Origin of the sequence: Weeksella virosa DSM 16922 (assembly GCF_000189415.1) — a bacterium.
GTDB lineage: Bacteria > Bacteroidota > Bacteroidia > Flavobacteriales > Weeksellaceae > Weeksella > Weeksella virosa.
The window spans coordinates 1769069-1794696 of sequence record NC_015144.1 but is presented as its reverse complement, the minus strand read 5'-3'; the positions used below and the strand labels follow the sequence as shown (position 1 = coordinate 1794696).

Here is a 25628-nt window from a genome sequence, read left to right as displayed (position 1 = left end):
TTAGGAGACTATTTTTCTGTCATTTCCCATTCGCCTGTTTGTATATAAGCATCGGCTTGTTTGTATTTTACTTCTTTGATTTCGCCGGTCGAACGGTTTCTAATATTCACTCGTTCATTACGTCCTACTTTATCAACTTGTTCTGGAGAAGTTTTCGCGTCTGTTTTAGTTTCTTTTCCTTGCTCATCTCCTCGAGAAGTTTGCACCTGTTCTGGTGCTTGCTCTTTAGCCTGCTTTATATCTTCTTCGTTGTTATTTTGTGATTGAGGTAATTCACCTTTGAATAAGAATGCAACAATTTCTTTATTGAGGTTATTCAACATTCTTTGAAAGATATTGAATGATTCTTGTTTATAAACTACCAAAGGATCTTTTTGTTCATAAGCGGCATTCTGTGAAGTTCTTCTCAAGTCATCTACATCACGCAAATGTTCTTTCCAATTATCATCAATGATACTTAGAACAATATTTTTTTCGAAGTCACGAATCAATGACTTACAATGAGTTTCATACGATTCTTTGAGGTCTGCAACTATAGTTAGCGTACGGATTCCGTCGGTAAACGGAACCTGAATGCGCGAGAAAATATTTCCTTGATTCTCGTATACATTTGCAATCACTGGATAGGCAGCATTCATCAAATATTCTTTCCTGTTTTTATAGTCTTCTAATGCAGCCTCGTAAACAATATCCGTCAGAGCTTTGATTGAAGTATTTTTGAATCCAGCTTCGTCTACAGGAGATTCCATAGTGAAGTATTTAATCAGATCCAACTCAAAATCTTTGAAATTTTCTACTTCTTTATTTTCTCTAACAATCGCAGCCGATACATCGTAGATCATGTTGGCAATATCTACTCCCAAGCGCTCACCAAACAATGCATTTCTTCTACGTTTGTAGATGACTTCGCGTTGTTTATTCATCACATCATCATACTCTAATAATCGTTTACGAATACCAAAGTTATTTTCTTCTACTTTTTTCTGCGCTCGTTCTATAGACTTGGTAATAACCGAATGTTCGATTACATCTCCCTCTGTATGCCCCATTCTATCCATTAGTTTGGCAATTCTTTCTGAACCAAAAAGACGCATCAGACTATCTTCTAATGAAACAAAAAACTGTGATGATCCTGGATCTCCCTGACGGCCTGCACGACCACGCAACTGACGATCGACACGGCGAGAATCATGACGTTCTGTACCGATGATTGCTAAGCCTCCCGAATTTTTAACTTCTTCTGTAAGTTTAATATCGGTACCACGTCCGGCCATATTGGTTGCAATAGTTACTGCTCCTGGGCGACCAGCTTCCGAAACAATATCTGCTTCTTTTTTATGTAATTTTGCATTGAGAACGTTGTGTGGAATTCCTCTTAGCTTGAGAGCTTTCGATAATAACTCTGATACCTCGACATTGGTTGTCCCTACTAATACAGGACGTTTTTCTTCACGGGCCAATTTTTCTACTTCAGCAATGACTGCTTTGTATTTTTCTCGATTTGTCTTGAATACTAAATCGTTTTTATCCTGTCTTGCAATTGGACGATTGGTTGGTATAGAAACTACATCTAATTTGTATATTTCCCAAAATTCTCCTGCTTCTGTTTCTGCAGTACCGGTCATTCCGCCTAATTTATTATACATACGGAAATAGTTCTGCAAGGTTATCGTTGCAAAAGTTTGGGTTGCAGCCTCTATCTTCACGTTTTCTTTTGCCTCAAGTGCTTGGTGCAAGCCATCTGAATATCGACGACCATCCATGATACGCCCCGTTTGTTCGTCTACAATTTTCACCTGGCCGTCCATCACTACATATTCTACATCTTTCTCGAAAAGCGTGTAAGCTTTAAGCAACTGACTCAACGAGTGAATACGTTCTGATTTGATCGAAAAATTACGAAAGAATTCTTCTTTTTGATGAAGAATTTCTTCTTTTGTACCATTCGAGTTTTCTATTTTAGCTAACTCAGTCGATACGTCTGGTAGGATGAAAAACTGGTCGTCTTCCATACCTTTTGATAAAAGTTCGATTCCTTTATCTGTTAAATCAGATTGATTATTTTTTTCATCAATGACAAAGTACAAGTGTTTATCTACTTTGTGCATTTCTCGGTTATTATCTGCAATGAAATGTGCTTCGGTTTTTTGTAATTGTGCTCGAACTCCATCTTGAGACAAGAATTTTATGAGTGGTTTATACTTTGGTAATCCACGGTATACTTGATAAAGTTTGAATCCTCCATCTTTTAAATTACCTTCTTTGAAAAGAGCTTTGGCCTCGTTCAGAGTTTTATTGAGTTGTTCTCTTTGAATCGAATAGATTCGTTCAATTTTTGGTTTAAGCATATCGAACTCATGACGATCTCCTTGAGGAACTGGCCCAGAAATAATGAGCGGCGTACGAGCGTCATCAATCAACACAGAATCCACCTCATCGACGATCGCAAAGTTCAGTTCTCGTTGTACCAAAGCATCTGGCGTTGCTGCCATGTTGTCACGTAAATAGTCGAATCCAAATTCATTGTTGGTTCCATACACAATATCGCATCGGTAGGCTTCTCTCCTACCAGCAGAGTTTGGTTGATGGTTATCGATACAGTCAACACTCAGCTCATGAAACTCGAAAATTGGAGCCATCCAAGCCGAGTCACGTTTTGCTAAGTACTCATTCACGGTCACCAAATGTACTCCTCTTCCGGTAAGGGCATTTAGATAAATCGGTAAAGTTGCTACCAATGTTTTACCTTCACCGGTTTGCATTTCTGCAATTCGCCCAAGATGCAAAGCTGCACCTCCGATAAATTGCACATCATAGTGTATCATGTCCCATGTGACTTCTCTACCGGCAGCATCCCACTTATTACTCCAAATCGATTGACCTTTTTCCTCGTCAATGACTACATTTACTTTTCGCTGAGCTACTTGCCTATCGAACTCTGTTACAGCAACAACAACTTCATTATTTTCTGCAAATCTTCTTCCAGTTTCACGCATTACAGCAAAAGCTTCTGGCAAAATATCGGTAAGAATCTTCTCCTCTACTTTATATGCTTGCTTATTGATGTCATCGATTTTATTGTAGAGAACTTCTTTTTCATCGTAGTCTTCTATCGATTCGATTTCTTTTTTCAACTCATCGATTTGGGCGTTGTATTGGGCTGTAGCTTCTTTTAATTTAGCCTTAAATTCGACCGTTTTATTGCGTAGTTCATCATTTGATAAGGATTTCATCGACTCAAGAACTTCGTTAGCTTCTTTTACATATTTCTGCAGTTCTTTTACGTCTTTGGCATTTTTATCGCCAAGAAATACTTCTAATATTTTATCGATAATACTCATATTGTATAATTCTTTTCGACTGTATCTTAGTCTTTTTAGGGTTTGTATTGTGTGACAAATATACACTAAACCACGAAAGTTTCGTGATTTAATTCATAAAGTAATTGGGTAGATATAAAAAAGCCCTCTACGGGCTTTTTTACAGTTTTTTTTAATATTCGTCTTCGTTCCAAAGGAAATCCTCCTCGGTAGGATAGTCTGGCCAGATTTCCTCGATACTTTCATACGAATCTCCTTCATCTTCTATCGACTGTAAGTTTTCCACAACCTCTAATGGCGCACCAGTACGAATAGCATAATCAATTAACTCGTCTTTGGTTGCTGGCCATGGCGCATCACTTAAATAAGATGCTAATTCTAACGTCCAATACATATTGTTTGTTTATTTTATCGTTTATAAATGTCCTATACTTTATCTTAAGATATCTCTTGGCAGTCAGTTATCAAAAAATTTGCCAAAGTCAACTTGTCAGTTTCTGCGTCAGTTTCTTAATTTTATGTTTGAATAAAAATACTTATTTTTAACCAAGTAAAAAAGGAAAATGAACACAAAAATCAATCAATTATTTGGTATAAAATATCCTATCATACAAGGTGGAATGATTTGGAATTCTGGCTGGAAATTAGCTTCTGCTGTCTCTAATCAAGGTGGTTTGGGTTTAATCGGGGCTGGCAGTATGTACCCGGATATTTTACGCGAAAATATACAAAAATGCAGGCTCGCAACAAACTCACCCTTTGGTGTAAACGTCCCGATGCTCTACCCAGATATCGAAGAGGTTATGGAAATTATTTTACAAGAAAAAGTGAAAATAGTTTTTACTTCTGCTGGTAATCCCAAAACGTGGACTCAATACCTCAAAGAAAATGGAGTAACCGTGGCACATGTAGTAAGTAGCAGTAAATTTGCAATAAAAGCACAAGAAGCTGGGGTAGACGCTGTCGTGGCAGAAGGTTTTGAAGCCGGCGGACATAATGGCAGAGAAGAAACCACTACACTTTGTCTCATTCCACATGTTGTAGAAATGGTCGACATACCTGTTATTGCAGCAGGAGGAATAGGCAAAGGTTCACAGATTGCAGCTGTTTTAGCGCTAGGTGCACAAGGCGTTCAGATTGGTTCTCGTTTTGCAGCAACGTACGAATCTTCATCGCACGAAAATTTTAAGAATGAAATTCTGAAAGCTCAAGAAGGAGATACTCAATTAACTCTTAAAGAGTTGGCCCCGGTAAGATTACTCAAAAATAAATTTTATCAAAAAGTACAAGATGCGTATGCAAATGGTGCAAAGAAAGAAGATTTGGCTGAACTTTTAGGTAAAAGACGTGCAAAAAAAGGAATGTTCGAAGGTGATTTACACGAGGGAGAATTAGAAATCGGACAAGTAAGTGCCTTGATAAATGAAATATTAAGTGTAGAAGAAGTATTTAATGAATTACTTTCAGAGTATACAGCTACTATCGAAAAAATGAAATTTTTATAATAATATTATTATTTTCTGATTGGTTTATTCTATTGAAAAAGCTGACCTCTATGAAGGTCAGCTTTATTTTAGAAGGGAGGTTTTCTATTTTTCCCTACAAAAAAATATAATAACCTACAGCCTACCTTGTTCCTTTAATCTCCAATAACGTAGAAGACCACCGACCGACATCCAAGAAGGATTGGCCAATTCGTATGCCTGAATTTGTTCTTCATTTAAGCCTTTGCTCCGATAAAAAGATTGAATAGTATCTACAAAAACTGCGGTAATATCTTCTGTAGGTCTCTGATCTTCATACATTGGCTGGATATAATTGGCCCATTTATCCAGTTCAACTTCAAGTTGTCTAAACAAGTTTTCGACATCATCGTGATAGCCGTAATGCGTTTGATAGATTCCTTTTGCTTTTATTTCTCTCAATCTTTCTATTGTCTTCTTCCATAATTCTATATTGATATCTGGAGGTGGACACGGTGGAACAACAGGCCCATTCTCTATCTTCACACCTGCTACATCTCCTGTAAAAAACACCTCCTCTAACTTGTATACATTATGATGCACTGCATGTCCTGGAGTATAAAACGTTTCGAAGATTGCATTCCCGAACTCTACACTTTGTCCATCAGCTAATCCTACCAAAGACTCTTCTTTAATAGGTTTCATTTCACCCCAGAGAGAATCCATCTTATCTTGATAGATTTGCTTAGCAGAGTTCCAGAGTTTTTCTGGATTTTTGAGATGAGGAATTCCGATCGGATTGAGAAAAATTGTCGCTCCATGTTCTGCAAATTTCCAAGCAGCACCTGCATGATCAAAATGGATATGCGTTAACAAAACATTTTCTACATCGACTACTCGCCAACCTAATCTCTCGATACCAGCAGCTAGCGTCTCGAAAGTAGAATAAGGTCCTGGATCGAGCAAAACAGGCCCTTGTTCGGTCTCAATAAGATAAGCTGCAATAACTTTTTTATTGTTCTGAAAATTGAGATCGATTGTATGTATAGTTACCATGACTATAATATTTCTTCTATGGTATAATCGATTCCGTTAAAATTTAATGTATCATTTTCTCTTTTTCCGACCAATGCCTCGAAGATTGGTGCACTTGTACTAATGCCGACAAATCGTTTTCCGTTCCACTCAAAATCTTTGAATGCTAATCCTATTACCATGTTTACTTTATCTGTAAACACTACGTTACCTTCGGTAATTTCCGGTACTAATTCTGGTTTTAAGTTTATAAATTGATTCAATAAATCTTTCTCTCGATCGATTCTCAATTGTAGGTTTCTAGCAGCATCAGTTGACTGATTTTGTTGTGAAAAATCATCCAACTCTAGGCTTGATTCTTCATCTAAGTCGGCACTCTCGGCATAGATTTTATGAGATTCTTCTAGTTTTTTTATTTCATTTCTTTTCAATTCGATTAAATGATCGATAATTTCTTTTCGGATATGTGTTTTTTTCATAATATTTATTTTTATTTTTTTTAAATTTTTTCTAGGTATCTTATTTCAATTGCTGCACTACTTCGGTTAATTCTTCTAGAGTAAATGCACTTGGATGATGCAGTATTTTAACACGATTTTTATAAAAGTTGGTAACGGGAATAGCTCCAAACCAATTTTCATCGATCGATGATCGCCAAACTTTTTGATTTTTCAGGTCATCCAACAAAAAAAACTCACCATTTAGATTTTCTTTTCGGATAATCTCCTTCATTCGCTCAATTTGCTTTGGACGATCAAACGATACAAAAACCCAACGAACGTCGTCTTTATTTTGTTTTTCTACAACAGAAAAATAAGGTAACTCTGCCAAGCATGGCATACACCATGTTGCCCAATAATTTACTACCGTTAACTGTTTATCCGAACGCAGGATTGCTTTTTGTAATTCTTCATGGTTAACAACTTTTATTTCTTGAGAAAAAAGAGGAGTTGTCATCAGAAAGCTTACACGGACGAATATGAGTAGGATTTGTTTTATCATTCTTTCTATTTATATACTAAAAATACCAAATTCTCTTTAGCTTCTCATCATAAATATCTTAAAATAACCCTAAATTTGTATCAAATACTAATAACATTGTTTTCAAAAGAAGAAGCGAAACGCATAAAGCACGAATTCTGGACAGCTTTTGGTTCGTACATGAAGTTGCAACCCAATGCAGAAGGCAGACGTATCAATTGGATTAATTACAAAACCGGTATAAAAGGATTGTTTTTCAAGACCGATGTGTTCAATCGACATGCAGAAATCAGCGTGCAAGTGGCGCATCCAGATCCGTCATACCAACAAATGATTTGGGAACAACTCGAAGAGTTCGAGCTTGTTTTTGCTTCGTATTGCGGAGATGATTGGGTCTGGGAAAAAAATGATTTTTCTGACGAAGGAAAACCCATTTCAAGTATCCGCTTGAAACTAGATCAAGTAAGTATTTATCGCGAAAGTGATTGGGCAGAAATTATTCGCTTTCTGAAAGAAAATTCAATTGCTTTGGATGCTTTTTGGGTAGACCACAAGGCTTCATTCGACTTGTTTAAGTAGGATTTTCACAACGAAAACATTCTACATCAATCAATTCTCTAGCTTCTTCTAACACATTATTTTTGGTGTTTTCGTCTAGCCTCAACTCATCTAAAACTGTAGGATTTTCGACCAACTCTTTCACCAATATTGTTCCTTTTTCCATGAGTTGTTTCTCTTGTTCTTTGGTAAGATTCGTTAGACAAGTCAACGGATACAAGGCACTATAATCAACTATTTCTTTGATGTTTTTTCCTTCGGGATAGTTCCAAGAAATCAATCCAATCCCATAATAATTTGCGAAATCTATCGAATCAGTAGTAAGATAAGCATTGGTTACCAAAAAGCCTTTGGTTGGTTTCATTTTCTTACCGAAAAACTCGTACTCATTATTCATCACATCTTTTATTCTCGACAGTATATACATCGGCGTTGTAACGCTAATTTTGGCATCTAAGTCATTTCTGAATTTACACTCGCAAAAAATAAGTTCCTCCCCTTTTAGGGCAACAACATCTATTTCGTGTGTTACAGCTGCGCCCTGAACTGTGATTCCGGTAAGTGCTTGATAACCTTGCTCGATAAAGATTTTTGCAATCCATTCCTCGAAAAGATGCCCTTCTGGCCCGAGTTCTTGCAAGGCTCTTTTCAGGCTATAGCGTGCAGCATATGAAGAACGAAACTTTTTGAGTTCATCAAAAGCTTTCTGATACAATTCTCGTGTGCTGATACCCGAATACAAAAAATTATTAACAGTCGAAAAAACTTCTTCTATTTCGGATTTCGTAGCGCCAGAACGAGAAAGAGAACGGCGCAAACTCTTTGGGTCAAAATCGACTAATTCGCCAGATTGTTTTTTTACTTTCACCTAATTATTATTTAGATTTAGGATTAAAAGTATAAAAACTTGAGGATAATTAAAATTAAATTAGAAAGTTCTTTCCTATCTTAAAAGTCAAGACATTTTCGATAATTTTGTATAAAACCTATTAACAATGAAAATTCTTGTTGTAGAAGACGATAAACGAATTAGTGATTTTCTGACGAAAGGATTAGAAGAAAATGGCTATTTGGTGACCTTGTGTAAAACGGCCGAGGAAGTTATAGAAAATTACCTCGATTTGCAGTGGGATTTATTTATTGTCGATGTTATGTTGCCCGGAATCGATGGTCGACAATCGGTACAAACTCTACGCTATAAAAAAATTACAGCACCGATTCTCATGCTTTCTGCACTGAATACGGTGTAAGATAAAGTGAATGCTTTGGATGATGGTGCTGATGATTATCTCACGAAACCATTTCATTTTGATGAGCTTTTTTCTCGTATCAAAGCGCTAACAAGAAGAGCAAATCGCCTCATAGAAACCACTACCAACCTACAACAATTTGGGAGTTTGAGCATCGATTATGATCAATACAAAGTTTCGGTGAATCAAAAAGAAGTTGATCTTTCTCCAACCGAAATGAAACTCCTTCTCTATCTCATTGAAAATAAAGATAAAACCGTCACACGAATGCAAATTCTGAATGCCGTTTGGGGAATACAATTCGATAATCAGACCAATATTGTAGATGTGTATATTTCTTATTTGCGCAACAAAATAGAAACCGAAGATAAATTTATTTTCACGGTAAAAGGATTTGGTTATTTATTCAAACACGACGCATGAGTTTAAAAAATCGCTTAGCCTTTTATACGAGTTTACTTTTTGGAGTAGCCATTTTGGTAGCATCGGTTTTAATTTATTTTTTCTTTTCGACAAAAATGATTCAGCGCGAATATAAAAATCTCGAAAGCAAAACCTTACTCGCCGCTTTTTATTATTTAGAAGAAGATGAAGTTTCGCATTCGGAACATCAAAGCATACAAAATAGACTTTCGAAATCGATCTCGAAAAAGAATATTTTAGTGTTCAATGAAAAGAATAAAAAGTTTGGTGGAAATATGGTCGATGATGTCGAAATTACCGAAAACTTTGTAGAAACAATTCGAAAAAATAAAGAAGCTAATTTTCGGACCGATAACTTTTTTTATAGCGGCTTATTTTATCATGACAATCAAGGCGATTTTGTTATTATCACTAGAGAATCAACCGATGAATTTTATGGTTTAATGAATTCACTTTTACAAATTCTTGTCCTAGTTTCAGTAATTGGTTTGTTGGTTGTTTTTCTTTTCGGACAGCTAATCGGCCATATTGCTTATCAACCTATTTCCTTGATGATGAAACAGATAAAATCAAGAAACTCCGAAAATTTTCAACATCCTATCCAACTCGAAAAAACGTATAAAGAAGTTGAAGATTTGGTAAAAACGTACAATCATTTTGTGGAACGTTTAGGGGAAACATTTTTGGTACAAAAAAACTTTATCGATTATGTTTCGCACGAATTTAGAACGCCGATGACCGCAATTTTAGACACTATAGAAGTTACCAAACAAAAAGAAAGAAGTGTAGAAGAATATAAAAAAGTGAATCTACAGTATGCAAATTATGTCGAAGATTTGCGCGATACACTCGATCAAATGATGATTCTTTCTGGTGTGAAAACCAATTTAGAACTGTCCCCAATTCGGATAGATGAAATTATTTTTCAGATGATCGAACAAGAAGCTGCATTAAAAGAAGCCAAATTTCAATTGGATTTTGAGTTGAAAAATCAACAATTACTCATTCAACAAGGTAACGAAAAAATGTTGCGTTTGGCAATTCTCAACATTTTAGAAAACGCCATAAAATACTCTCATAATCAATTAGTTAAAATTAGTATATCCGAAGAAGAAAATCATTTACAACTACAAATTAAAGATCAAGGAATTGGTATAGAAAAAGAGGATTTACACAGAATTACGTCGAACTTTTATCGTGGCAGCAACACCTCAGAATTTAACGGAAAAGGAATCGGACTTTCTCTTGCCAATATTATTTTCAAGATTCATCATATCCAACGGATATTCTTGCGGTTCATAAAAGTCCGATTACCGAGCAACTGCTAATGCCGGGAAAAATAGAATATGATGAAAACGATTTGGTAAGCTTTCGGAGTTTGCTCGATGGTGTGGTAGATAATGTCAATTTCGAGTTGGGCGATTATGTGAAGAAAGGACAAGTTTTGGCGACGATAAAATCGTCTCAAATTCAGGAATTGTATCAACAACAACGTTTCTTTCAGAATCAGATTACTTTACTTAACAAACAAATTTCTACCAAAAAAGAATTGTTGAATGATGGGATGATTTCTGCTCCCGAAGTTTTAGAGTCGGAGCATGAATTGGCAAGTGCCAAAATCGAGTTAGAAAGAATCAAGCAAACTTTGCAATTGTACAGAGCTGTTGGGCAGGATGCTTTTCAGATTTTGGCGCCGAAAAAGGATATATCATTCAGAAATCGATCAGTTCTGGACAAAGTATCACGTCGGATAGCGATGCTTTGTTTTCTATTTCGAACCTTAAAAAAGTTTGGGTAATGGTGAATATTTATGTAAGCAATCTAAAATATGTAAAAACTGGCGATCTAGTGAAAGTAAAAACCATTGCTTATCCAGACCAAATTTACACCGGAAAAATCGATAAAATTTATAATGTTTTTGATGACAATGAACACGTTCTGAAAGCGCGCGTTGTCTTAGAAAATCAAAATTTGAATCTTATGCCAGGCCTAAGGGTTGATATTATCATCAATAAAAACACTTCAGACCGAAACGCATATGCGATTCCTAATGACGCTTTGATTTTTTCAACAACAAAAACTATCTCGTTACCTACAAAAACGACTGTACTCTTGAGGCGAAAAAAGTGACGCCAATTAGCAATAACGAAGAGTGGACGTATATAGAAGAAGATTTGGCTTCGGATGAAAAAGTTATCGGGTCGAATGCTTTGCTCATTTTCGAACAAATAAACCAATATTTCATGCAAAAGTTTGTTCAAAACATCGTTACTTTCTCGCTACGACACACAACCTTGGTGATGTTTGGGGTTTTTGTGTTATTGTTCGGAGGTATTTATGCGCTTAAACACACGCCAATAGAAGCTTTCCCAGATGTAACCAATACGCGAGCAAGAATCATTATACAATGGCCTGGTCGAAGTGCAGAAGAAATGGAAAAATTGGTTACTCTACCGATTTCTAAAGAAATGAACAGCATCCCACACAAATCGAATATTCGTTCGATTTCTCTTTTCGGACTTTCAGTGGTGACGGTTCAGTTCGAAGATAATGTAGATGATTTCTATGCGCAACAATATGTGTCGAATAAATTAAACGACGTTGATTTGCCTGAAGGTGTAAACAGCGAAATTGAGCCACCTTCGGGTGCAACCGGTGAAATTTTTCGATACATTATCAAAAGTGACCTCCCACTAAAAGAAGTTACAGCTTTGCAAGATTGGGTAATCGAACGCGAATTACTTTCGGTTCCGGGCGTTGCTGATGTCGTAAGTTTTGGTAGTGAAGAAAAAATCAACATCCTAAACGAACGTCATTTACCCGAAAATACAACCATAGAAACCGTTGTAGACCGTACAACCTTGGTCGATAATACGGTAAGGACTGTTTCTAAAAACTTGATCGAAGGAATTCTTTTGGTTTCGCTCATCGTCTTTATTTTCTTGTATAATTGGAAATCAACCTTCATTGTTGCATCTGTAATTCCATTATCGTTTTTATTCGCTATTATCATGCTGAAAATTCAAGGATTACCAGCGAATTTAATTTCGATGGGATCACTCGATTTCGGACTATTACTCGAAGGAACTTTGGTAATTGTAGAAACTGTTTTTGTTGCCTTAGCCGCACAATCTCACAAAATAGGACCCGAAAGATTTGCCCGAATGAATAAACACGGACTCATCAAAAAAAGTGCTGGTAGTGTTGCTTCGTACATCTTTTTTGTCCTCATCATCCTCATCGTAGCCTTATTACCTATTTTCTCTTTTCAGAAAGTAGAAGGAAAAATGTTTAGTCCGTTAGCCTTTACGTTAAGTTATGCCCTTTTAGGTTCATTGATTTTGAGTTTAACGTATGTTCCGGCAATGTGTAAACTTCTTTTCACGAAAAACATCGAAGAAAAAGAAAACTTTATTACCCGATTTTTTCAGAGAAATATTTATAATTTGTTTCAAGTTACCTTCAAATACAAAAAAACGACAATTGCAATATTTTTAGGAATCCTCACAATTTGTTTTGTAAAATTCTCTCATTACGGATCAGAATTCCTACCAAAACTCAACGAAGGAGCAATTTACGTTCGGGCAACTTTACCGAATAGTATTAGTTTGGATGAATCGACAAGATTGACCAAAGAAATGAAAGAAAAGTTGATGAAAACCATTCCCGAAATAGATTTTGTTCTGACGCAAACCGGACGACCAAATGACGGAACCGACCCTACAGGTTTTTTCAATATTGAATTCAATGTCCAACTAAAAGACGAAAAAGATTGGGAAAGAAAAGTTTCTAAATAAACCATAATCCAAGAAATGCGTACGCAACTCGATCATTATCCTGGAATCAATTTTGGTTTTAGTCAACCGATTCAAGATAACGTAGAAGAATATGTTGCCGGCGTGAAAAGTGCTTTGGTTATCAAAATTTTTGGTGATGATTTATACGACTTAGAAAAATATGCCAATCAAGTTGCAGCAGCCATCGAAAAAGTTGACTGAATTACCGATATCAATGTTTATAAAAATATCGGTTTACCTGAACTCAAAATTCAACTTCACGACTCGAAAATGGCCAAATATAGCATTCAAACTGCCGATGTACAAGCAGTGATAGAAATGACAATCGGTGGCCAATCCGCTACTATGTTCTACGAAGGCGATCGCCAATTTGATGTCGTTCTTCGCTTCAACAAAGAATACCGAGATACTCCCGAAAAAATAGGAAATATTCTTATCCCAACCAGTAATGGGCAAAATATTCCTTTGCAAGAGATTGCCAGTATTGGTTACCAAACAGGGCCTGCGTTTATTTACCGAGAAGGCAACAGTCGCTATATCGGCGTAGGTTTTAGTATCGAAGGACGCGATTTAGGAAGCACCATAGACGAAGCCAAACAAGTTGTCGCCAAGGAAGTTCATCTACCTAAAGAAAACCATATGGAATGGACTGGGGAATTCGAAAGTAAAGAACGTGCCGCCAAACAACTCGCTTTGGTCATTCCGGTTTCGCTGGTTTTGATTATGCTTTTGTTGTACTCTAATTTCGGAAATGCAAAAGACACAGCCGTTGCGGCGCTTACTCTTCCGTTTGCGTTTATTGGTGGTTTTTAACGCTTTGGATAACCGGTACAATTTTCGGAATCTCAGCTGGAATCGGATTCATTATCTTGTTCGGAGTTGCAACTATAGACGGGATTGTTCTTATTGGTATGATTAGTGAAAACCGAAGACATAAAATCCCTCTAAAACAAGCCATAGAAGAAGGAGTGAAAAGTAGAATTCGTCCGGTTGTGATGATTGCTCTTATGGGATCAATGGGCCTTTTACCAGCAGCACTTTCGACCGGTATGGGATCTGAGATTCAGAAACCTTTAGCCATCATGATTGTCGGCGGATTGATTTGTTGTTTATTCCTATCCTTTACTATCCTACCAATTGCTTATTATTGGATGTACAAGGAACGTTCACCCAAGGAAATAGAAGCCTAAAAAGAATTCAGTATATTTGCAAAAAATGTCTCTATGAAGCTTGAAGAACAATTGAAACAACGTAGCAATAACAGCTGCGAACTTACGGGCCTTACCGAGGAACTTAGCGTATTCGAAGTTCAACCAAATGCGACAAACGATCCTAATCGTTGCATTTACATTGCAGAAGTATGCAAAGCGCAATTAGAAAAACGAGCCGATTTGGATCCACAATTTTGGGAAAAGTATTTACCTACCAGTATGTGGAGCGAAGTTCCTGCCGTACAAGTTGTTGCTTACCGACTGCTGCAACGCATGAACAACGAAGCGTGGGCTGCCGATGCATTGGACATGTTGTACTTAGACGAGGATACACTCGAATGGGCAAAAGCCGTAAAAGATGATGCAGCCGAATTGCACAAAGATGTCAATGGAAATATTTTGGTTGCTGGCGATACTGTAACCCTAATCAAAGATTTGGATGTGAAAGGCTCTTCTCTCAATGCTAAAATAGGAACAGCAGTGCGCAATATTCGTTTGGTGCACGATAACCACGAACAAATTGAGGGGAAAGTTGATGGACAAACAATAGTAATTCTGACCAAATTTGTAAAAAAACAATAAACATAATAACACGCGAAACCTTATAAAATCCTACCTATTTGTCGAGTAGGATTTTTTGTTTTCGATTGGTAGGATAAAATCATACTTTGTGAATGTATTGTATATCATCCTACCAGATATTACCCAACCGTAAAAGAAATAACAAAGAGATAAGGTCGAAAGCTTGAAGGTGTGTATTTTTATATTTATATTATCCTACAAATAAAAAAACGATGATCAATAAAGAAGTCAAAGCGCTTATTATAAGCACAAGTACAATTTATGGAAGTGATTTTTTAGAGTATATCCGAGAAGAAATAAAAGATTTTACCCAAACCGATGAGTTAATTTTCATCCCTTTCGCACAACCTTCTGGCATTAATTATGACGATTATACCGAAAAAGTGAAAAATGCCTTGCAAGCACATGAAATTAAAGTTCGAGGCATACACGAATTTGAAAATAAGAAAGAAGCAATCCGAGATGCCAAAACTATTTTTGTGGGTGGAGGAAACACATTCTTACTCCTGAAAACCTTGTACGAGTTGGACCTGATGACAACTTTACGAGAAGCCATTCTATCGGGAACACCTTATATCGGGACAAGTGCAGGCAGTAATTTGACCGGACAAACAATCGGGACAACGAACGATATGCCAATCGTTTATCCACCAAGTTTCGAGGCGCTGAAAATATTACCTTTCAACCTAAATCCGCATTACCTAGAAGCCGACCCAAATTCTACACACAAAGGAGAAACGAGAGAGCAGCGAATTGCCGAATTTTTGATACAGAATGACATAGCTGTTCTTGGTCTAAAAGAAGGTTCTTGGTTGGAGATTTTGGAGGGAGAAATCACGCTAAAAGGATCAGAAAACGCAGTTTGGTTTAGCAGAAAAAACAAGGAAAGAATCATCGAAAGCGGAATGAGAATGAGTAGTTTATTGCAATAAATATTTTTTAATCTCTAAAATTCATTCTTACTCTCCTAATAAAAAGTTGATAAAGTATATACTAATTATATAAAATAAATATCAATTAGGGTTGCATGCAATGAAAATAATTCCTTCTAAAATGTAAAGATAATTGAAACAATAAATCCCTTTCATTTTCTCATGAAAGGGATTTATTTACTATTGATGTTTAATTGTTTAGTCGGATATTATATCTACAACTGGTCTATTGTCTGCATTAGCCAATAACCAAACTGTAGCAAAAATTAGTTTCGTACGCTGTGTAAGAATTGGGTAATTTATCTTATCGGGAGTATCGCTAGGTTGGTGATAATCTTCATGGACACCATTAAAATAAAAAACCGACGGAATCTGATACTTTGCAAAATTGTAGTGATCAGATCGGTAATAGAATCTATTTGGATCGTCTTTGGTATTGTATTTTTCATCCAAAACAATAGAACTGTATTGTGTGGCTTCTCGTACTTTTTTATCCAAATCAGAACTCAACATATTAGATCCAATTACATAGACAAAATTCTCTTGTTGCAAATGCTCGTTGTCTACACGACCAATCATATCAATATTAATGTTAGCAATGGTCTTATCCAACGGGAAAATGGGATGATCGGTATAATATTTCGATCCTAATAAACCTTTTTCTTCTCCAGAAACATGTAAAAAAAGGATCGACCTTTTAGGTCCTACTCCTTTATCATAAGCCATTTTCATGACGCGCGCAATTTCCATCACCGCAACCGTTCCAGAGCCGTTATCATCTGCACCGTTGTATATTAGCCCATTTTTCACCCCTTCATGATCGTAATGAGCCGATAAAACCAAAACTTCGTCCGCTTTTTCGGTTCCAGGAATAAAAGCTAAAATATTACGCATTTCACCTTCTACACGATTAAAGGTTTTGGCTGGAATAGTCTGAAAATAAGGTTTATCAGTTCCTTTTACCGAAGAAATCCCTAAATTTTTGTAATACGAAACTATATGATCGGCGGCCAATCGCTCGCCTTCTGTGCCTGCATTGCGCCCTTGCATTTGGTCTCCTGCCAAAATAAATAATTGTTTCTTCAGTTCGGTTTCGCTTACTTGTTGAGTGAATTTTTCTATCGTGTTCGGATTATTCAGCTTTTGGATAGGATTACACGATAAAAAACTTATCGACACCACAATTGATAGCATGAAATGTTTCATTATTCTAATTTTTGATTAAATTTATTCATAACTAAATAAGAAATGTAAAAGTAATTGTTTTTTGGGATTTGATAACCATCGGTTGATAAATCCTGATAAATGTAAATAATCTATACATATGGGATCACAGTTATTCAGAAAAAAATCTGTAGAAAAAATACTAGCCGAATCGCAAGACAGCAATCATCATCTAAAAAGAACCCTACGAACCAAAGATTTGGTTGGTTTCGGAATCGCTGCAATTATCGGTGCCGGAATTTTCAGCACCATCGGACGAGCGAGCTATGAAGGTGGTCCAGCAGTTGTTTTTCTTTTTCTATTTACTGCTTTAGCTTGTGGGTTTACTGCATTTGCCTATGCAGAATTTGCCTCGTTGGTTCCTGTTTCTGGGAGTGCCTACACGTATAGTTATGTAGCTTTTGGTGAATTATTCGCCTGGGTGATTGGTTGGGCTTTGATTATGGAATATGCCATTGGAAATATTGTTTTAGCAATTTCTTGGAGTGATTACTTTACTACATTTCTCTCTGGCATGGGAATTCATTTACCAGAATGGATGACGATGGATTACTTTACAGCTCGCGACGGACATGCACTCATCAGTAACGAATTGGCAAAAGGTTTTACTTTAGAAGGATTGAAAAGCACCCCATACGCACAAGATATAGCCAAGTATTTAGCCTTCGAAAACGCTCCTAAAATCGGATTTAATTTAGTTCTTGATATTCCAGCTTTGGTCATTACTTTTCTAATTACAGCTTTGGTATTTAGAGGGATAAACGAGACACGAAAAATGAGCAATGCCATGGTATTCCTGAAAGTAGCTGTAGTTTTATTGGTCATATTGGTAGGATTTTTCTATGTCTCGCCCGAGAATTGGAGTCCTTTTGCACCCAACGGAATTAGCGGAGTTTTGGCCGGTGTCAGTTCGGTTTTCTTCGCTTATATAGGTTTTGATGCCATCAGTACAACAGCAGAAGAATGTGTAAATCCGAAAAAAGATTTACCACGTGGTATCTTCTTATCCATCATAATCTGTACTATTTTATACATTTTGATTGCATTGGTAATAACAGGGTTGGTTCATTATTCTGAACTAAATGTTGGCGATCCTTTGGCGTATGTTTTCGAGCAGATAGAAGATTTGCAATGGTTGGCAGGGATAATTTCTATTTCGGCTGTTATTGCAATGGCAAGTGTTTTTATCGTGTTCCAAATTGGGCAACCAAGAATTTGGATGACCATGTCTAGAGATGGCTTACTTCCGAAACGATTTTCGAATATTCACCCAAAATACAAAACACCTTCCTACGCAACTATTTTTACAGGTTTTGTGGTTGGGATACCCATTTTGTTTACCGATCTAGAGTTTGTAGTGGATGCTTGTTCCATCGGGACACTTTTTGCTTTTGTTTTGGTTTGTGCTGCCGTAATCCGTCTAGATACCAATCCACAAATGAAAAGAGGAAGTTTCCGTACACCGTTTATCGATGCGCGTTGGGTAATGCCTATTCTCACGCTTCTTATCGTTGTGTTATGTTTGACAACCTTCGAAAAAGAAACCAAAGCTTTTTTTACTTTACAACCAGAACCGATGCCTATAGAATCACTCATTCAATCCCTTAACCCAAAAGAGTTGCAAGACACCCAAAGATTTATCGAAGATCAAAACCATGGACAAGCTGTTGCACATCTCGATCATTACCTCAAAAATCTTACACCTACACAATATGCAGACCTTCTCGATAAGTTACCGATCGATGAACAAAAAAAATTAGAAGTTGGCTGGGATGTTTTCAAACACAAAATCCCTATGTATCTTTTTATATTAATTTTCTTTGGGATGTTTATCCGCTCATACTTTTATAAGACTTCTATGATTCCACTAGCGGGAATGCTTTGTTGTTTTTATATGATGGCACAATTAGGCATCAAAAATTGGCTTATTTTCTTATGTTGGCTCTTTATAGGATTGGCGATTTATTTTGGATATGGTTACCGACATAGCAAATTAAAAAAAGAAAAGAATCTAATTCAGTAATAAATCCTATCGAAAAGCAGATTATTTGCTTCTTTATTTTCAATCTATACTTTACCTTTGCACCATAAATAGAAAGACACATGTTTAGAACGCATACTTGTGGACAACTGACACAAGCCAATATCAACGAAAAAGTTACGCTAAGTGGCTGGGTAGCGACCCTACGCGATAAAGGTTTTATGTTATGGATCGATTTGCGCGATCGTTACGGAATTACCCAAATAATTTTGGATGAAGATCGTTCGTCAACAGAACTTTTTGAGACCGCTCTTCTTTTGGGTCGTGAATATGTTATTCAGGTAACGGGGACAGTTATCGAACGTACAGCGAAGAATCCACAACTTGCAACCGGTGAAATAGAAATCCTGGCAGAAGAGATAAAGATTCTTAATGAATCTGCACTTCCTCCTTTTACGATAGAAGACCAAACTGATGGTGGTGAAGATTTACGCATGAAATATCGCTATTTGGATATTCGTAGAAATCCTGTAAAAGATAAATTAATCTTCCGTTCGAAGGTCGCACAAGAAGTAAGAAAATATCTTGATGCACAAGATTTTGTAGAAGTAGAAACTCCTGTCCTGATTAAATCTACCCCAGAAGGAGCACGCGATTTCGTGGTTCCATCTCGTATGAACCCTGGTCAATTTTATGCTTTACCTCAATCTCCGCAAACCTTCAAACAATTGTTAATGGTAGGAGGACTGGACAAATATTTCCAAATCGTAAAATGTTTCCGCGACGAAGATTTACGCGCCGATAGACAGCCAGAATTCACTCAGATCGACTGCGAAATGTCGTTTGTAGAACAAGAAGATATAATAGAAGTATTCGAAGGCTTGACCAAACACCTGCTTAAGACCTTCAAAAATTTAGACTTCGAACAGTTCCCTAGAATGACCTATGCCGAAGCCATGAAACGTTACGGAAACGACAAGCCTGATATTCGTTTTGGGATGGAGTTCGCCGAGATTACAGACCTGGCTCAAGGCAAAGGTTTTTCTGTGTTCGACGATCAAGAATTGGTGGTTGGGATTGCGGCAGAACAATGCAATTCCTATACCCGCAAAGATATAGATAAACTTATCGATTGGGTAAAACGACCACAAATAGGTGCTTCTGGTCTTATTTGGGTTCGATGCAACGAAGACGGAACGTATAAATCATCGGTTGATAAATTTTTCACCGAAGACGATTTAGCCGCTTGGGCAAAACGCATGAATGCCAAACCTGGCGATCTTTTGCTTATTATGTCTGGCAAAGGCGACAAAGTACGTGGACAGCTTTCGGCTCTACGAATGGAGATTGGTGAACGCTTAGGTCTTCGTAAGCCAGATGAATTTGCACCTCTTTGGGTAGTAGATTTCCCGCTATTAGAATGGGACGATGAAACTCAACGCTATTATGCGATGCATCATCCATTCACTTCACCAAAAGTAGAAGATTATGATTTGATCAAAACAAATCCGGGCGAAGTACGAGCAAATGCTTATGACTTGGTATTGAATGGCAATGAAATTGGCGGAGGATCTATCCGTATTTTCGATCGCAAGTTACAGGCCGAAATGTTCGAACTTCTCGGATTCTCACCAGAACAAGCCGAAGCACAATTCGGATTTTTGATGAATGCCTTCAAATATGGTGCGCCACCGCATGGAGGTTTGGCTTTTGGTTTTGATCGTTTGGTATCTATTTTAGATGGCTCGGAAACAATACGCGATTATATTGCATTCCCCAAAAACAATTCGGGTCGAGATGTGATGATCGATGCGCCTGCAAAAATAGATGAAGCACAATTAGAGGAATTGTCCATCAAAATTGATTTGCCTTCTACAGATGAGCCAAAGTAGTTGAAAAATAAAAAAACATAAAAAATCCTGTTCTCTGAGCAGGATTTTTTTATAATTTATAGATTATTCATACCATAAATAGAAATATGATTGAGACGCTCGTCGCGATTATGGATGTTTTTTTCCTTGATGACAAGTAAAACAAGTAACTTTTGGTGCATCTTTGTCTAAAGAAACTCCAAAATATTTTTTATTCAATTCGAAAGTCATATTTAGCATTCCTCTGGCAATTTCTTTATTTTTCACTGCGTCTGATGCAAAATCTAATTCTCCCTCTGCATTAGATGCATGACAAAAATTACATTTAACTCCTAAAGATGTATTGAAATTTTTCATCATGCCTTTCAACTCTTCTTCTGAGATTGTTTTGGGTAAAACTTTTAGGTTTTTCCAGCCTGGATTATTACTTGTGCTAATTCCCTCCCTTTGTCTACCTTGCCTAAGGCATTCGAGCTACACGATACAACAAGAATCAGAGCGAATAGCAAACCAAATAGCGTTTTGATTTGTGTTTTTTTCATGAGATTTGCGTTTTTTTCATTATGAATTTACAATAAAATTCTTTTCGCCCGATAGCATGCTTTTTATTTATATCTGATATAAATAACTATTGAAAGATTGTAAACAAAAATGGTTGCTTGTCGTTCGGATTATAGATATAATAAAATTGTTTACGTAGATAATTAGAAGGCGACAAATTCTCTATAAATAGCAGTATACAAATTTCACTTTGCTTATTACGAAAGTTTTCTTCTACTCTCAGTACTTTAAAGGTTTTATTCATCAATTCATTTGGTGAAGTTTTATTTAACTGATTTGGTGCATAAATATTTTTTTGATCTTTACGAACATATAAATAATCAAAACCTGGGAAATTGTCTGGTAGTGTATGGATGGCAAATGATAGTTTTTTGCCAACTAAATTTTGCCAATGATAAGATAAGGTTGGCTGATTATTAGTAAGTCTTTGCTCCTTCGTCGGAATTACTGTTTGTTTATTTTCTAGATTTTGAGGTTTCTTTTGGGCATATACAACGAGTGTTGCAAGGAACATAAAATTTACAAATAGTAGTTTCATTTTAAGATTGTTGGAGGTTTGATAAAACTCCTAACAAATTCAGTACCATTTATTCCACTTCACTGTTTCTGGACGACCAATTTCATAATTTAATTGACCTAAATCATAATTTTGCAATGTATTGAATAGGATTCTATTATTTTCTTTGCCAGGCGTCCTAGGAAAATAGGTGAACGATAATTGTATGTTCCCAAAAACCAAAAAATCATTGGTAAGCAAGACTCCTAAACTAAAGCTAGGGTAAAGTTTATTTTGAAGAACGAATTTTTTATTATCATTCAACATTCCTAGAGTAATATTGGAAAAAGGCGACATTCTAAATCCTAAAACACTCCATGGAGAATAAGCCTGCGATTGAATAGAGAAAATAAGTTTTTGTGTACCAAATAAATTTTCAGAATTGAAGCCGACCATCCCTAAATAATCATCATTGTGCAAAGAAAGTAAATCACCCTGAGTGTCGAAACGATTGTATCCGTACATGAAAACACTTCGCAAAAAATGGCGAAAATGCCAACTACCAGCATGATACAAGTTGGTATAAAAGAGTGATTGCATAGACAATACAGACTGTTCTAGATTACCGTTACCAAGATAGGTCCCGTATTCGACTGTTGCGCCTAGATAGCCAAATGAATATTTATTACCCGAGGTATATTTTGCACCTAAATAAAGTCTATTCCGGTCATTTTTATGTTCATTGCCCACATTTATCATCAACGATCGTCCTATTGGAATATCTTCATCCTGGGCAACTTTAAAAATAAACTGATCTTTATAATAACCTCTAGAGGTAATACCTACACCTGCGATCAGGAGTTTGTGGCTTGCAAAAAAATCATCAGGATCGTAATTACCATCGGGTGAATCTTCGTAGGTGCGGATATTGTATCGTGCAGACAAAATTAGATTTGTTATTTTACCATAAGCACCATGTTCAGAAGCAATACGAAAAGCATACCCTCCCCAATAATCTTGATTGGTGAAATCAAAAGAATGTTTTTTATCGTCGAGAACTTCCGAAAAATCTAAGTTTTCTCTAAAATATTGTGTACTCAATGTTATTCCTCCAGCCCAGCGAGTGAGAGGTGAGAAAAACTTGCGTTGAAATGATATTCCTTTAGTAAAATATTTTTCATAATCTTTATGATAAACTCCATCAAAACTTATGTAAGTTTTATAGATATTCGGGATGTGATATCGACCTGTATAACGGTATTTTTTGTCTTCGAAGTCATATTTTATACGATTATCGAAATAATGTCCTACACCCAAAAAATTTCTTTCTCGCAAACGTAAACCAATCTTCGATGTAGAGACTGAGCCACTCACAATCATACTCCAAGAATCTACTGTACGTACATATACATCTACTGCCTCACCATCATTGACATGTTTTGCTGTGATTTTTATACGACGAATTACATAAGTTTTACGTAAAAGACGTTCGGACTCTCTAACTTTTAGAGAATCAAACTTATCTCCTTCTTTAAATAAAAGATAATCATTAATAATGGACTCTTTAGTCTTGCCATGCAAAGTATTGCCTATCCGTTCTATTTTTTTCTGAGGTTTTGTAAGAGAATCATTCACATCATACCCAAAAGGGTCGTTCGATTGAATATAAATGTTGCGTATGGGAATGTTCTGATATTCTCTATACTCTGAGAACAAAGCCAGTGAGTCTGTTCTAGCACGAGTATCAGTATCTTTTTTTATTAACCATTTCCGAAGAGTTTTTATCGCTTTTTTATCTTTCCATTTTTTTGGTTTCAAAGGTTGAACCATAGTATCTTTCTGGATAAGAAGATTATCTTGCGCGATAAGAAAATTACCGAAAAACAAAAAAATAATCAATAAAAATATCCGAAAATATACCATTCGATGAAGTTACAACATACGTGTTGCTTTTACAAATCTACGACTCCAATAATTTTCGGCTAAAGAAGACACCATTACCCCTCTGGTTGTAGAGGCATGAATAAAATATACTATTCCATCTTTTACACTTTCTACTATCCCAACATGGGTAATAGAATTGCCCGATGTATTGAAAAATAATAAATCGCCAATCTTGATTTCGGTTAACTTTATTTCTTTTCCTTTATTAGCTTGTTCCCGAGAAATACGAGGCATTTTCTGTTCAATCGCTTCGAAGGATCGCAATACCAAGCCCGAACAATCCATACCCGTTATGTCTAAACCTCCATATTTATAAGGCGTACCAAGATATTGGCTTGCTGCGATTACCAACGATTGTATTTCTACAGTTGAACGATCGAGATCCTGGTCCGGAACTTCGTACAAAACAATTGATTCGGCATTAATCAGCGTCTCTGTTCTATACTGATCGTTTGCTTTTTTAGAATCATAGACCGTTCTTATTTTAGTGGGAGACTTTCGTACATTGGCTATTCGATTTGTACTACACGAAAACAAAATGCTACTGAATAAACATAACCCAAAAAAACGCAATAAATACAACTTCATATCTATGATCTTTTTTTATAAACGACTTCTCACTTGTTTTCGTATTCAAATCACACTGCATGTTATCGCAATTGCTCCCACAACAATTGTCTTGCTCGTAAAATTCTAACTTTTACATTGGCTAAGGTCAGCTGCAATTCTTCTGCAATTTCTTTATAAGTTTTATCTTCTAAATACCTTAGCTGAATAACTTTCTGATAATGAATTGGTAATTTTTCTATTTCTGCCAACAATTCATCATTTTTCTGCTGAAGAATTAGATATTCTTCTGGTGTTGGGTTTTCTTCTACAATGTATTGATGCTGCGAAAAGGCTTCATCATCGAGTGAAATATTCAATTTTGGAGAGCGACGAATATAATCAATCATCGTATTGTGTGCGATAGAAATCAACCAAGTCAAAAAATCAAAATCCGGATTATAGAGTTTTAATTTATTAAAAACCTTGGTAAATGTCTCGATTGTGATGTCTTCTGCCTCTTCACCATTTCTTATTTTTCCTTCCACATAACGATATACAGGAAGCCAAAAAGTATCCATTAGGGTATTTTGAGCAACATTTTTGCCTTTCTTCGCCTCAGCGATTACCTCTACCAAATTCATAATCTAAATATATGAAAGAGTTTTAAAAACAAAAAATCCTTTCCATCTCTTTTTGGAAAGGATTTTTGTAGACCCACAGGGATTCGAACCCCGACAAACGGCACCAAAAACCGGTGTGCTACCGTTACACCATGGGTCTGCAAGTTAGTAGTGCAAAAAAGACAATTTGTAGACCCACAGGGATTCGAACCCCGACAAACGGCACCAAAAACCGGTGTGCTACCGTTACACCATGGGTCTTTGTCTTTTTGCTGTGCAAATATAGGAAGGTTTTTTTATTCACCAAAACTAAAATGAAAACATTTTTGGTTTTAGTTAATCAATCTTCTTTAAACGACTGATAATGAATTTTTAAAAAAAAATTATTATTTTAAACTTTAAGAATACTTTAACATTTATCTTCTTCATCCAAAGGTAACTTTTCTCCTTTTTATATTGGTTTATTCCTCCTCGAAGAGAATTTCATTGGCAGAGAGTTATTGCCTTCTAACCAAAGATTCTACCAATGAATCTTCTTCTAGCAAGCATGCTCTTCCTTTTTGGAAAGATTTTTCGATCACAAAACCCATTCCTAACAATTCTGCACCAGCCTGTTCGATAAGATTTTTCACCCCAAAAGCGGGATGCCCGTTGGTCAAAAAATCGTCAATAAACACCACTTTGTCTTTTTTTTGTAAGAAAAGGTTTACTAACACAAACAGCATAGGTTCTATCTTTTGTAGAAGAATAAACTTGAGTAGAATAAAAAGTATTCATCGTTTTTGGTTGCACTTTTTTTTCAAATACTACTGGCACGCTTAGTAATGCTC

The 25628-nt window shown here is 36.3% G+C and carries 25 protein-coding genes, 2 tRNA genes and 1 pseudogene; 12 read left to right on the top strand and 16 right to left on the bottom strand.

The features are described from left to right. Positions 1 to 8: 8 nt before the first annotated feature. Both secA and WEEVI_RS08670 read right to left on the bottom strand, forming a co-directional pair. On the bottom strand, positions 9 to 3341 hold the full coding sequence (secA, locus tag WEEVI_RS08675) for a preprotein translocase subunit SecA (RefSeq protein WP_013598769.1): 3333 nt from the start codon (positions 3339 to 3341) through the stop codon (positions 9 to 11). A 151-nt stretch (positions 3342 to 3492) separates the two neighbouring features. Then, positions 3493 to 3714 (bottom strand): DUF2795 domain-containing protein, encoded by a 222-nt coding sequence (locus WEEVI_RS08670; protein WP_013598768.1) that lies wholly within the window; start codon positions 3712 to 3714, stop codon positions 3493 to 3495. A gap of 169 nt (positions 3715 to 3883) precedes the next feature. On the opposite strand from WEEVI_RS08670, the gene WEEVI_RS08665 reads away from it, so the two are divergent. Then, a complete protein-coding gene (locus WEEVI_RS08665) occupies positions 3884 to 4825 on the top strand; it encodes an NAD(P)H-dependent flavin oxidoreductase (protein ID WP_013598767.1) in 942 nt (313 codons plus the stop codon). 114 nt (positions 4826 to 4939) lie between these two features. On the opposite strand, the gene WEEVI_RS08660 is transcribed toward WEEVI_RS08665, so the two are convergent. Genes WEEVI_RS08660 through WEEVI_RS08650 form a run of 3 tightly spaced genes read right to left on the bottom strand, consistent with a single transcriptional unit; the run spans position 4940 to position 6820 of the window. Continuing rightward, complete coding sequence (locus tag WEEVI_RS08660; protein ID WP_013598766.1) at positions 4940 to 5839, bottom strand: MBL fold metallo-hydrolase; 900 nt, start codon at positions 5837 to 5839, stop codon at positions 4940 to 4942. A gap of 2 nt (positions 5840 to 5841) precedes the next feature. Next, complete coding sequence (locus WEEVI_RS08655; RefSeq protein WP_013598765.1) at positions 5842 to 6297, bottom strand: hypothetical protein; 456 nt, start codon at positions 6295 to 6297, stop codon at positions 5842 to 5844. Between the two features lie 40 nt (positions 6298 to 6337). Beyond that, entirely contained in the window at positions 6338 to 6820 is a 483-nt protein-coding gene (locus tag WEEVI_RS08650; RefSeq protein ID WP_013598764.1) for a TlpA family protein disulfide reductase, read from the bottom strand. A gap of 96 nt (positions 6821 to 6916) precedes the next feature. Between WEEVI_RS08650 and WEEVI_RS08645 the strand changes: the two genes are divergently transcribed. After that, a complete protein-coding gene (locus WEEVI_RS08645; RefSeq protein WP_115042220.1) occupies positions 6917 to 7378 on the top strand; it encodes a DUF4268 domain-containing protein in 462 nt (153 codons plus the stop codon). Here the strand turns inward: WEEVI_RS08645 and WEEVI_RS08640 are convergent. Next, positions 7371 to 8225 (bottom strand): ATP cone domain-containing protein, encoded by an 855-nt coding sequence (locus tag WEEVI_RS08640; RefSeq protein WP_013598762.1) that lies wholly within the window; start codon positions 8223 to 8225, stop codon positions 7371 to 7373. The two genes, WEEVI_RS08645 and WEEVI_RS08640, sit on opposite strands and share 8 nt — an antisense overlap. 127 nt (positions 8226 to 8352) lie before the next feature. On the opposite strand from WEEVI_RS08640, the gene WEEVI_RS11540 reads away from it, so the two are divergent. From WEEVI_RS11540 to pepE, 8 genes and pseudogenes are all read left to right on the top strand, one after another. Continuing rightward, on the top strand, positions 8353 to 8607 hold the full coding sequence (locus WEEVI_RS11540; protein ID WP_232013406.1) for a response regulator: 255 nt from the start codon (positions 8353 to 8355) through the stop codon (positions 8605 to 8607). 6 nt (positions 8608 to 8613) lie between these two features. Continuing rightward, on the top strand, positions 8614 to 9030 hold the full coding sequence (locus WEEVI_RS11535) for a response regulator transcription factor (RefSeq protein ID WP_232013407.1): 417 nt from the start codon (positions 8614 to 8616) through the stop codon (positions 9028 to 9030). Continuing rightward, entirely contained in the window at positions 9027 to 10358 is a 1332-nt protein-coding gene (locus WEEVI_RS10990; protein WP_013598761.1) for a HAMP domain-containing sensor histidine kinase, read from the top strand. Before WEEVI_RS11535 ends, WEEVI_RS10990 begins: the two co-directional genes overlap by 4 nt. Continuing rightward, positions 10358 to 10828 (top strand): efflux RND transporter periplasmic adaptor subunit, encoded by a 471-nt coding sequence (locus tag WEEVI_RS10985; RefSeq protein WP_052295772.1) that lies wholly within the window; start codon positions 10358 to 10360, stop codon positions 10826 to 10828. Before WEEVI_RS10990 ends, WEEVI_RS10985 begins: the two co-directional genes overlap by 1 nt. Further along, positions 10828 to 11160 (top strand): efflux RND transporter periplasmic adaptor subunit, encoded by a 333-nt coding sequence (locus tag WEEVI_RS11370; protein WP_052295771.1) that lies wholly within the window; start codon positions 10828 to 10830, stop codon positions 11158 to 11160. The genes WEEVI_RS10985 and WEEVI_RS11370 overlap by 1 nt, the downstream gene beginning before the upstream one ends. A gap of 113 nt (positions 11161 to 11273) precedes the next feature. Further along, positions 11274 to 14017 (top strand): annotated as a pseudogene (locus WEEVI_RS11575) (efflux RND transporter permease subunit). A 33-nt stretch (positions 14018 to 14050) separates the two neighbouring features. Beyond that, a complete protein-coding gene (locus WEEVI_RS08620; protein ID WP_013598760.1) occupies positions 14051 to 14620 on the top strand; it encodes a PhnA domain-containing protein in 570 nt (189 codons plus the stop codon). 212 nt (positions 14621 to 14832) lie between these two features. Next, on the top strand, positions 14833 to 15552 hold the full coding sequence (gene pepE, locus WEEVI_RS08615) for a dipeptidase PepE (protein ID WP_013598759.1): 720 nt from the start codon (positions 14833 to 14835) through the stop codon (positions 15550 to 15552). A gap of 198 nt (positions 15553 to 15750) precedes the next feature. On the opposite strand, the gene WEEVI_RS08610 is transcribed toward pepE, so the two are convergent. After that, the gene (locus tag WEEVI_RS08610) at positions 15751 to 16758 is read right to left on the bottom strand and encodes a M28 family peptidase (RefSeq protein ID WP_013598758.1); all 1008 of its coding nucleotides are present in this window, start codon (positions 16756 to 16758) and stop codon (positions 15751 to 15753) included. 118 nt (positions 16759 to 16876) lie between these two features. Between WEEVI_RS08610 and WEEVI_RS08605 the strand changes: the two genes are divergently transcribed. Next, positions 16877 to 18799 carry an amino acid permease gene (locus tag WEEVI_RS08605; protein ID WP_013598757.1) on the top strand — a complete coding sequence of 641 codons (1923 nt, stop codon included), beginning with the start codon at positions 16877 to 16879 and terminating at the stop codon, positions 18797 to 18799. 80 nt (positions 18800 to 18879) lie between these two features. Beyond that, positions 18880 to 20649, top strand: a complete 1770-nt coding sequence (gene aspS / locus WEEVI_RS08600) for an aspartate--tRNA ligase (protein WP_013598756.1) — start codon at positions 18880 to 18882, stop codon at positions 20647 to 20649. Between the two features lie 108 nt (positions 20650 to 20757). Here aspS and WEEVI_RS08595 read toward each other — a convergent pair whose 3' ends face one another. From WEEVI_RS08595 to WEEVI_RS11680, 9 genes are all read right to left on the bottom strand, one after another. Continuing rightward, positions 20758 to 20988, bottom strand: coding sequence for a c-type cytochrome (locus WEEVI_RS08595; protein WP_081448707.1), 231 nt, complete (start codon positions 20986 to 20988; stop codon positions 20758 to 20760). 41 nt (positions 20989 to 21029) lie between these two features. Continuing rightward, a complete protein-coding gene (locus tag WEEVI_RS11365) occupies positions 21030 to 21170 on the bottom strand; it encodes a hypothetical protein (RefSeq protein WP_013598754.1) in 141 nt (46 codons plus the stop codon). An 86-nt stretch (positions 21171 to 21256) separates the two neighbouring features. Beyond that, positions 21257 to 21727 (bottom strand): hypothetical protein, encoded by a 471-nt coding sequence (locus WEEVI_RS11360; RefSeq protein ID WP_013598753.1) that lies wholly within the window; start codon positions 21725 to 21727, stop codon positions 21257 to 21259. A gap of 39 nt (positions 21728 to 21766) precedes the next feature. Next, entirely contained in the window at positions 21767 to 23515 is a 1749-nt protein-coding gene (locus WEEVI_RS08585; RefSeq protein WP_126414837.1) for a BamA/TamA family outer membrane protein, read from the bottom strand. Positions 23516 to 23617: 102 nt separating this feature from the next. After that, positions 23618 to 24217: a C40 family peptidase gene (locus WEEVI_RS08580; RefSeq protein ID WP_013598751.1), complete on the bottom strand. Its 600-nt coding sequence runs from the start codon at positions 24215 to 24217 to the stop codon at positions 23618 to 23620. Between the two features lie 62 nt (positions 24218 to 24279). After that, a complete protein-coding gene (locus WEEVI_RS08575; RefSeq protein ID WP_013598750.1) occupies positions 24280 to 24819 on the bottom strand; it encodes an RNA polymerase sigma factor in 540 nt (179 codons plus the stop codon). A gap of 68 nt (positions 24820 to 24887) precedes the next feature. After that, positions 24888 to 24958 (bottom strand) — tRNA-Gln (locus tag WEEVI_RS08570). A 30-nt stretch (positions 24959 to 24988) separates the two neighbouring features. Continuing rightward, positions 24989 to 25059: transfer RNA gene (locus WEEVI_RS08565), tRNA-Gln, on the bottom strand. A gap of 236 nt (positions 25060 to 25295) precedes the next feature. Continuing rightward, positions 25296 to 25523 (bottom strand): type I phosphoribosyltransferase, encoded by a 228-nt coding sequence (locus WEEVI_RS11680; RefSeq protein WP_232013410.1) that lies wholly within the window; start codon positions 25521 to 25523, stop codon positions 25296 to 25298. Positions 25524 to 25628 lie beyond the last annotated feature (105 nt).

What these genes read in the sequence shown, in the direction of transcription:
- secA (WP_013598769.1), bottom strand. Translation starts at nt 3,341, where the DNA reads ATGAGTATTATCGATAAAATATTAGAAGTATTTCTTGGCGATAAAAAT.
- WEEVI_RS08670 (WP_013598768.1), bottom strand. Translation starts at nt 3,714, where the DNA reads ATGTATTGGACGTTAGAATTAGCATCTTATTTAAGTGATGCGCCATGG.
- WEEVI_RS08665 (WP_013598767.1), top strand. Translation starts at nt 3,884, where the DNA reads ATGAACACAAAAATCAATCAATTATTTGGTATAAAATATCCTATCATA.
- WEEVI_RS08660 (WP_013598766.1), bottom strand. Translation starts at nt 5,839, where the DNA reads ATGGTAACTATACATACAATCGATCTCAATTTTCAGAACAATAAAAAA.
- WEEVI_RS08655 (WP_013598765.1), bottom strand. Translation starts at nt 6,297, where the DNA reads ATGAAAAAAACACATATCCGAAAAGAAATTATCGATCATTTAATCGAA.
- WEEVI_RS08650 (WP_013598764.1), bottom strand. Translation starts at nt 6,820, where the DNA reads ATGATAAAACAAATCCTACTCATATTCGTCCGTGTAAGCTTTCTGATG.
- WEEVI_RS11540 (WP_232013406.1), top strand. Translation starts at nt 8,353, where the DNA reads ATGAAAATTCTTGTTGTAGAAGACGATAAACGAATTAGTGATTTTCTG.
- WEEVI_RS10990 (WP_013598761.1), top strand. Translation starts at nt 9,027, where the DNA reads ATGAGTTTAAAAAATCGCTTAGCCTTTTATACGAGTTTACTTTTTGGA.
- WEEVI_RS10985 (WP_052295772.1), top strand. Translation starts at nt 10,358, where the DNA reads ATGCCGGGAAAAATAGAATATGATGAAAACGATTTGGTAAGCTTTCGG.
- WEEVI_RS11370 (WP_052295771.1), top strand. Translation starts at nt 10,828, where the DNA reads ATGGTGAATATTTATGTAAGCAATCTAAAATATGTAAAAACTGGCGAT.
- WEEVI_RS08620 (WP_013598760.1), top strand. Translation starts at nt 14,051, where the DNA reads ATGAAGCTTGAAGAACAATTGAAACAACGTAGCAATAACAGCTGCGAA.
- pepE (WP_013598759.1), top strand. Translation starts at nt 14,833, where the DNA reads ATGATCAATAAAGAAGTCAAAGCGCTTATTATAAGCACAAGTACAATT.
- WEEVI_RS08610 (WP_013598758.1), bottom strand. Translation starts at nt 16,758, where the DNA reads ATGAAACATTTCATGCTATCAATTGTGGTGTCGATAAGTTTTTTATCG.
- WEEVI_RS08605 (WP_013598757.1), top strand. Translation starts at nt 16,877, where the DNA reads ATGGGATCACAGTTATTCAGAAAAAAATCTGTAGAAAAAATACTAGCC.
- aspS (WP_013598756.1), top strand. Translation starts at nt 18,880, where the DNA reads ATGTTTAGAACGCATACTTGTGGACAACTGACACAAGCCAATATCAAC.
- WEEVI_RS08595 (WP_081448707.1), bottom strand. Translation starts at nt 20,988, where the DNA reads ATGATGAAAAATTTCAATACATCTTTAGGAGTTAAATGTAATTTTTGT.
- WEEVI_RS11365 (WP_013598754.1), bottom strand. Translation starts at nt 21,170, where the DNA reads ATGAAAAAAACACAAATCAAAACGCTATTTGGTTTGCTATTCGCTCTG.
- WEEVI_RS11360 (WP_013598753.1), bottom strand. Translation starts at nt 21,727, where the DNA reads ATGAAACTACTATTTGTAAATTTTATGTTCCTTGCAACACTCGTTGTA.
- WEEVI_RS08585 (WP_126414837.1), bottom strand. Translation starts at nt 23,515, where the DNA reads ATGGTTCAACCTTTGAAACCAAAAAAATGGAAAGATAAAAAAGCGATA.
- WEEVI_RS08580 (WP_013598751.1), bottom strand. Translation starts at nt 24,217, where the DNA reads ATGAAGTTGTATTTATTGCGTTTTTTTGGGTTATGTTTATTCAGTAGC.
- WEEVI_RS08575 (WP_013598750.1), bottom strand. Translation starts at nt 24,819, where the DNA reads ATGAATTTGGTAGAGGTAATCGCTGAGGCGAAGAAAGGCAAAAATGTT.
- WEEVI_RS11680 (WP_232013410.1), bottom strand. Translation starts at nt 25,523, where the DNA reads ATGCTGTTTGTGTTAGTAAACCTTTTCTTACAAAAAAAAGACAAAGTG.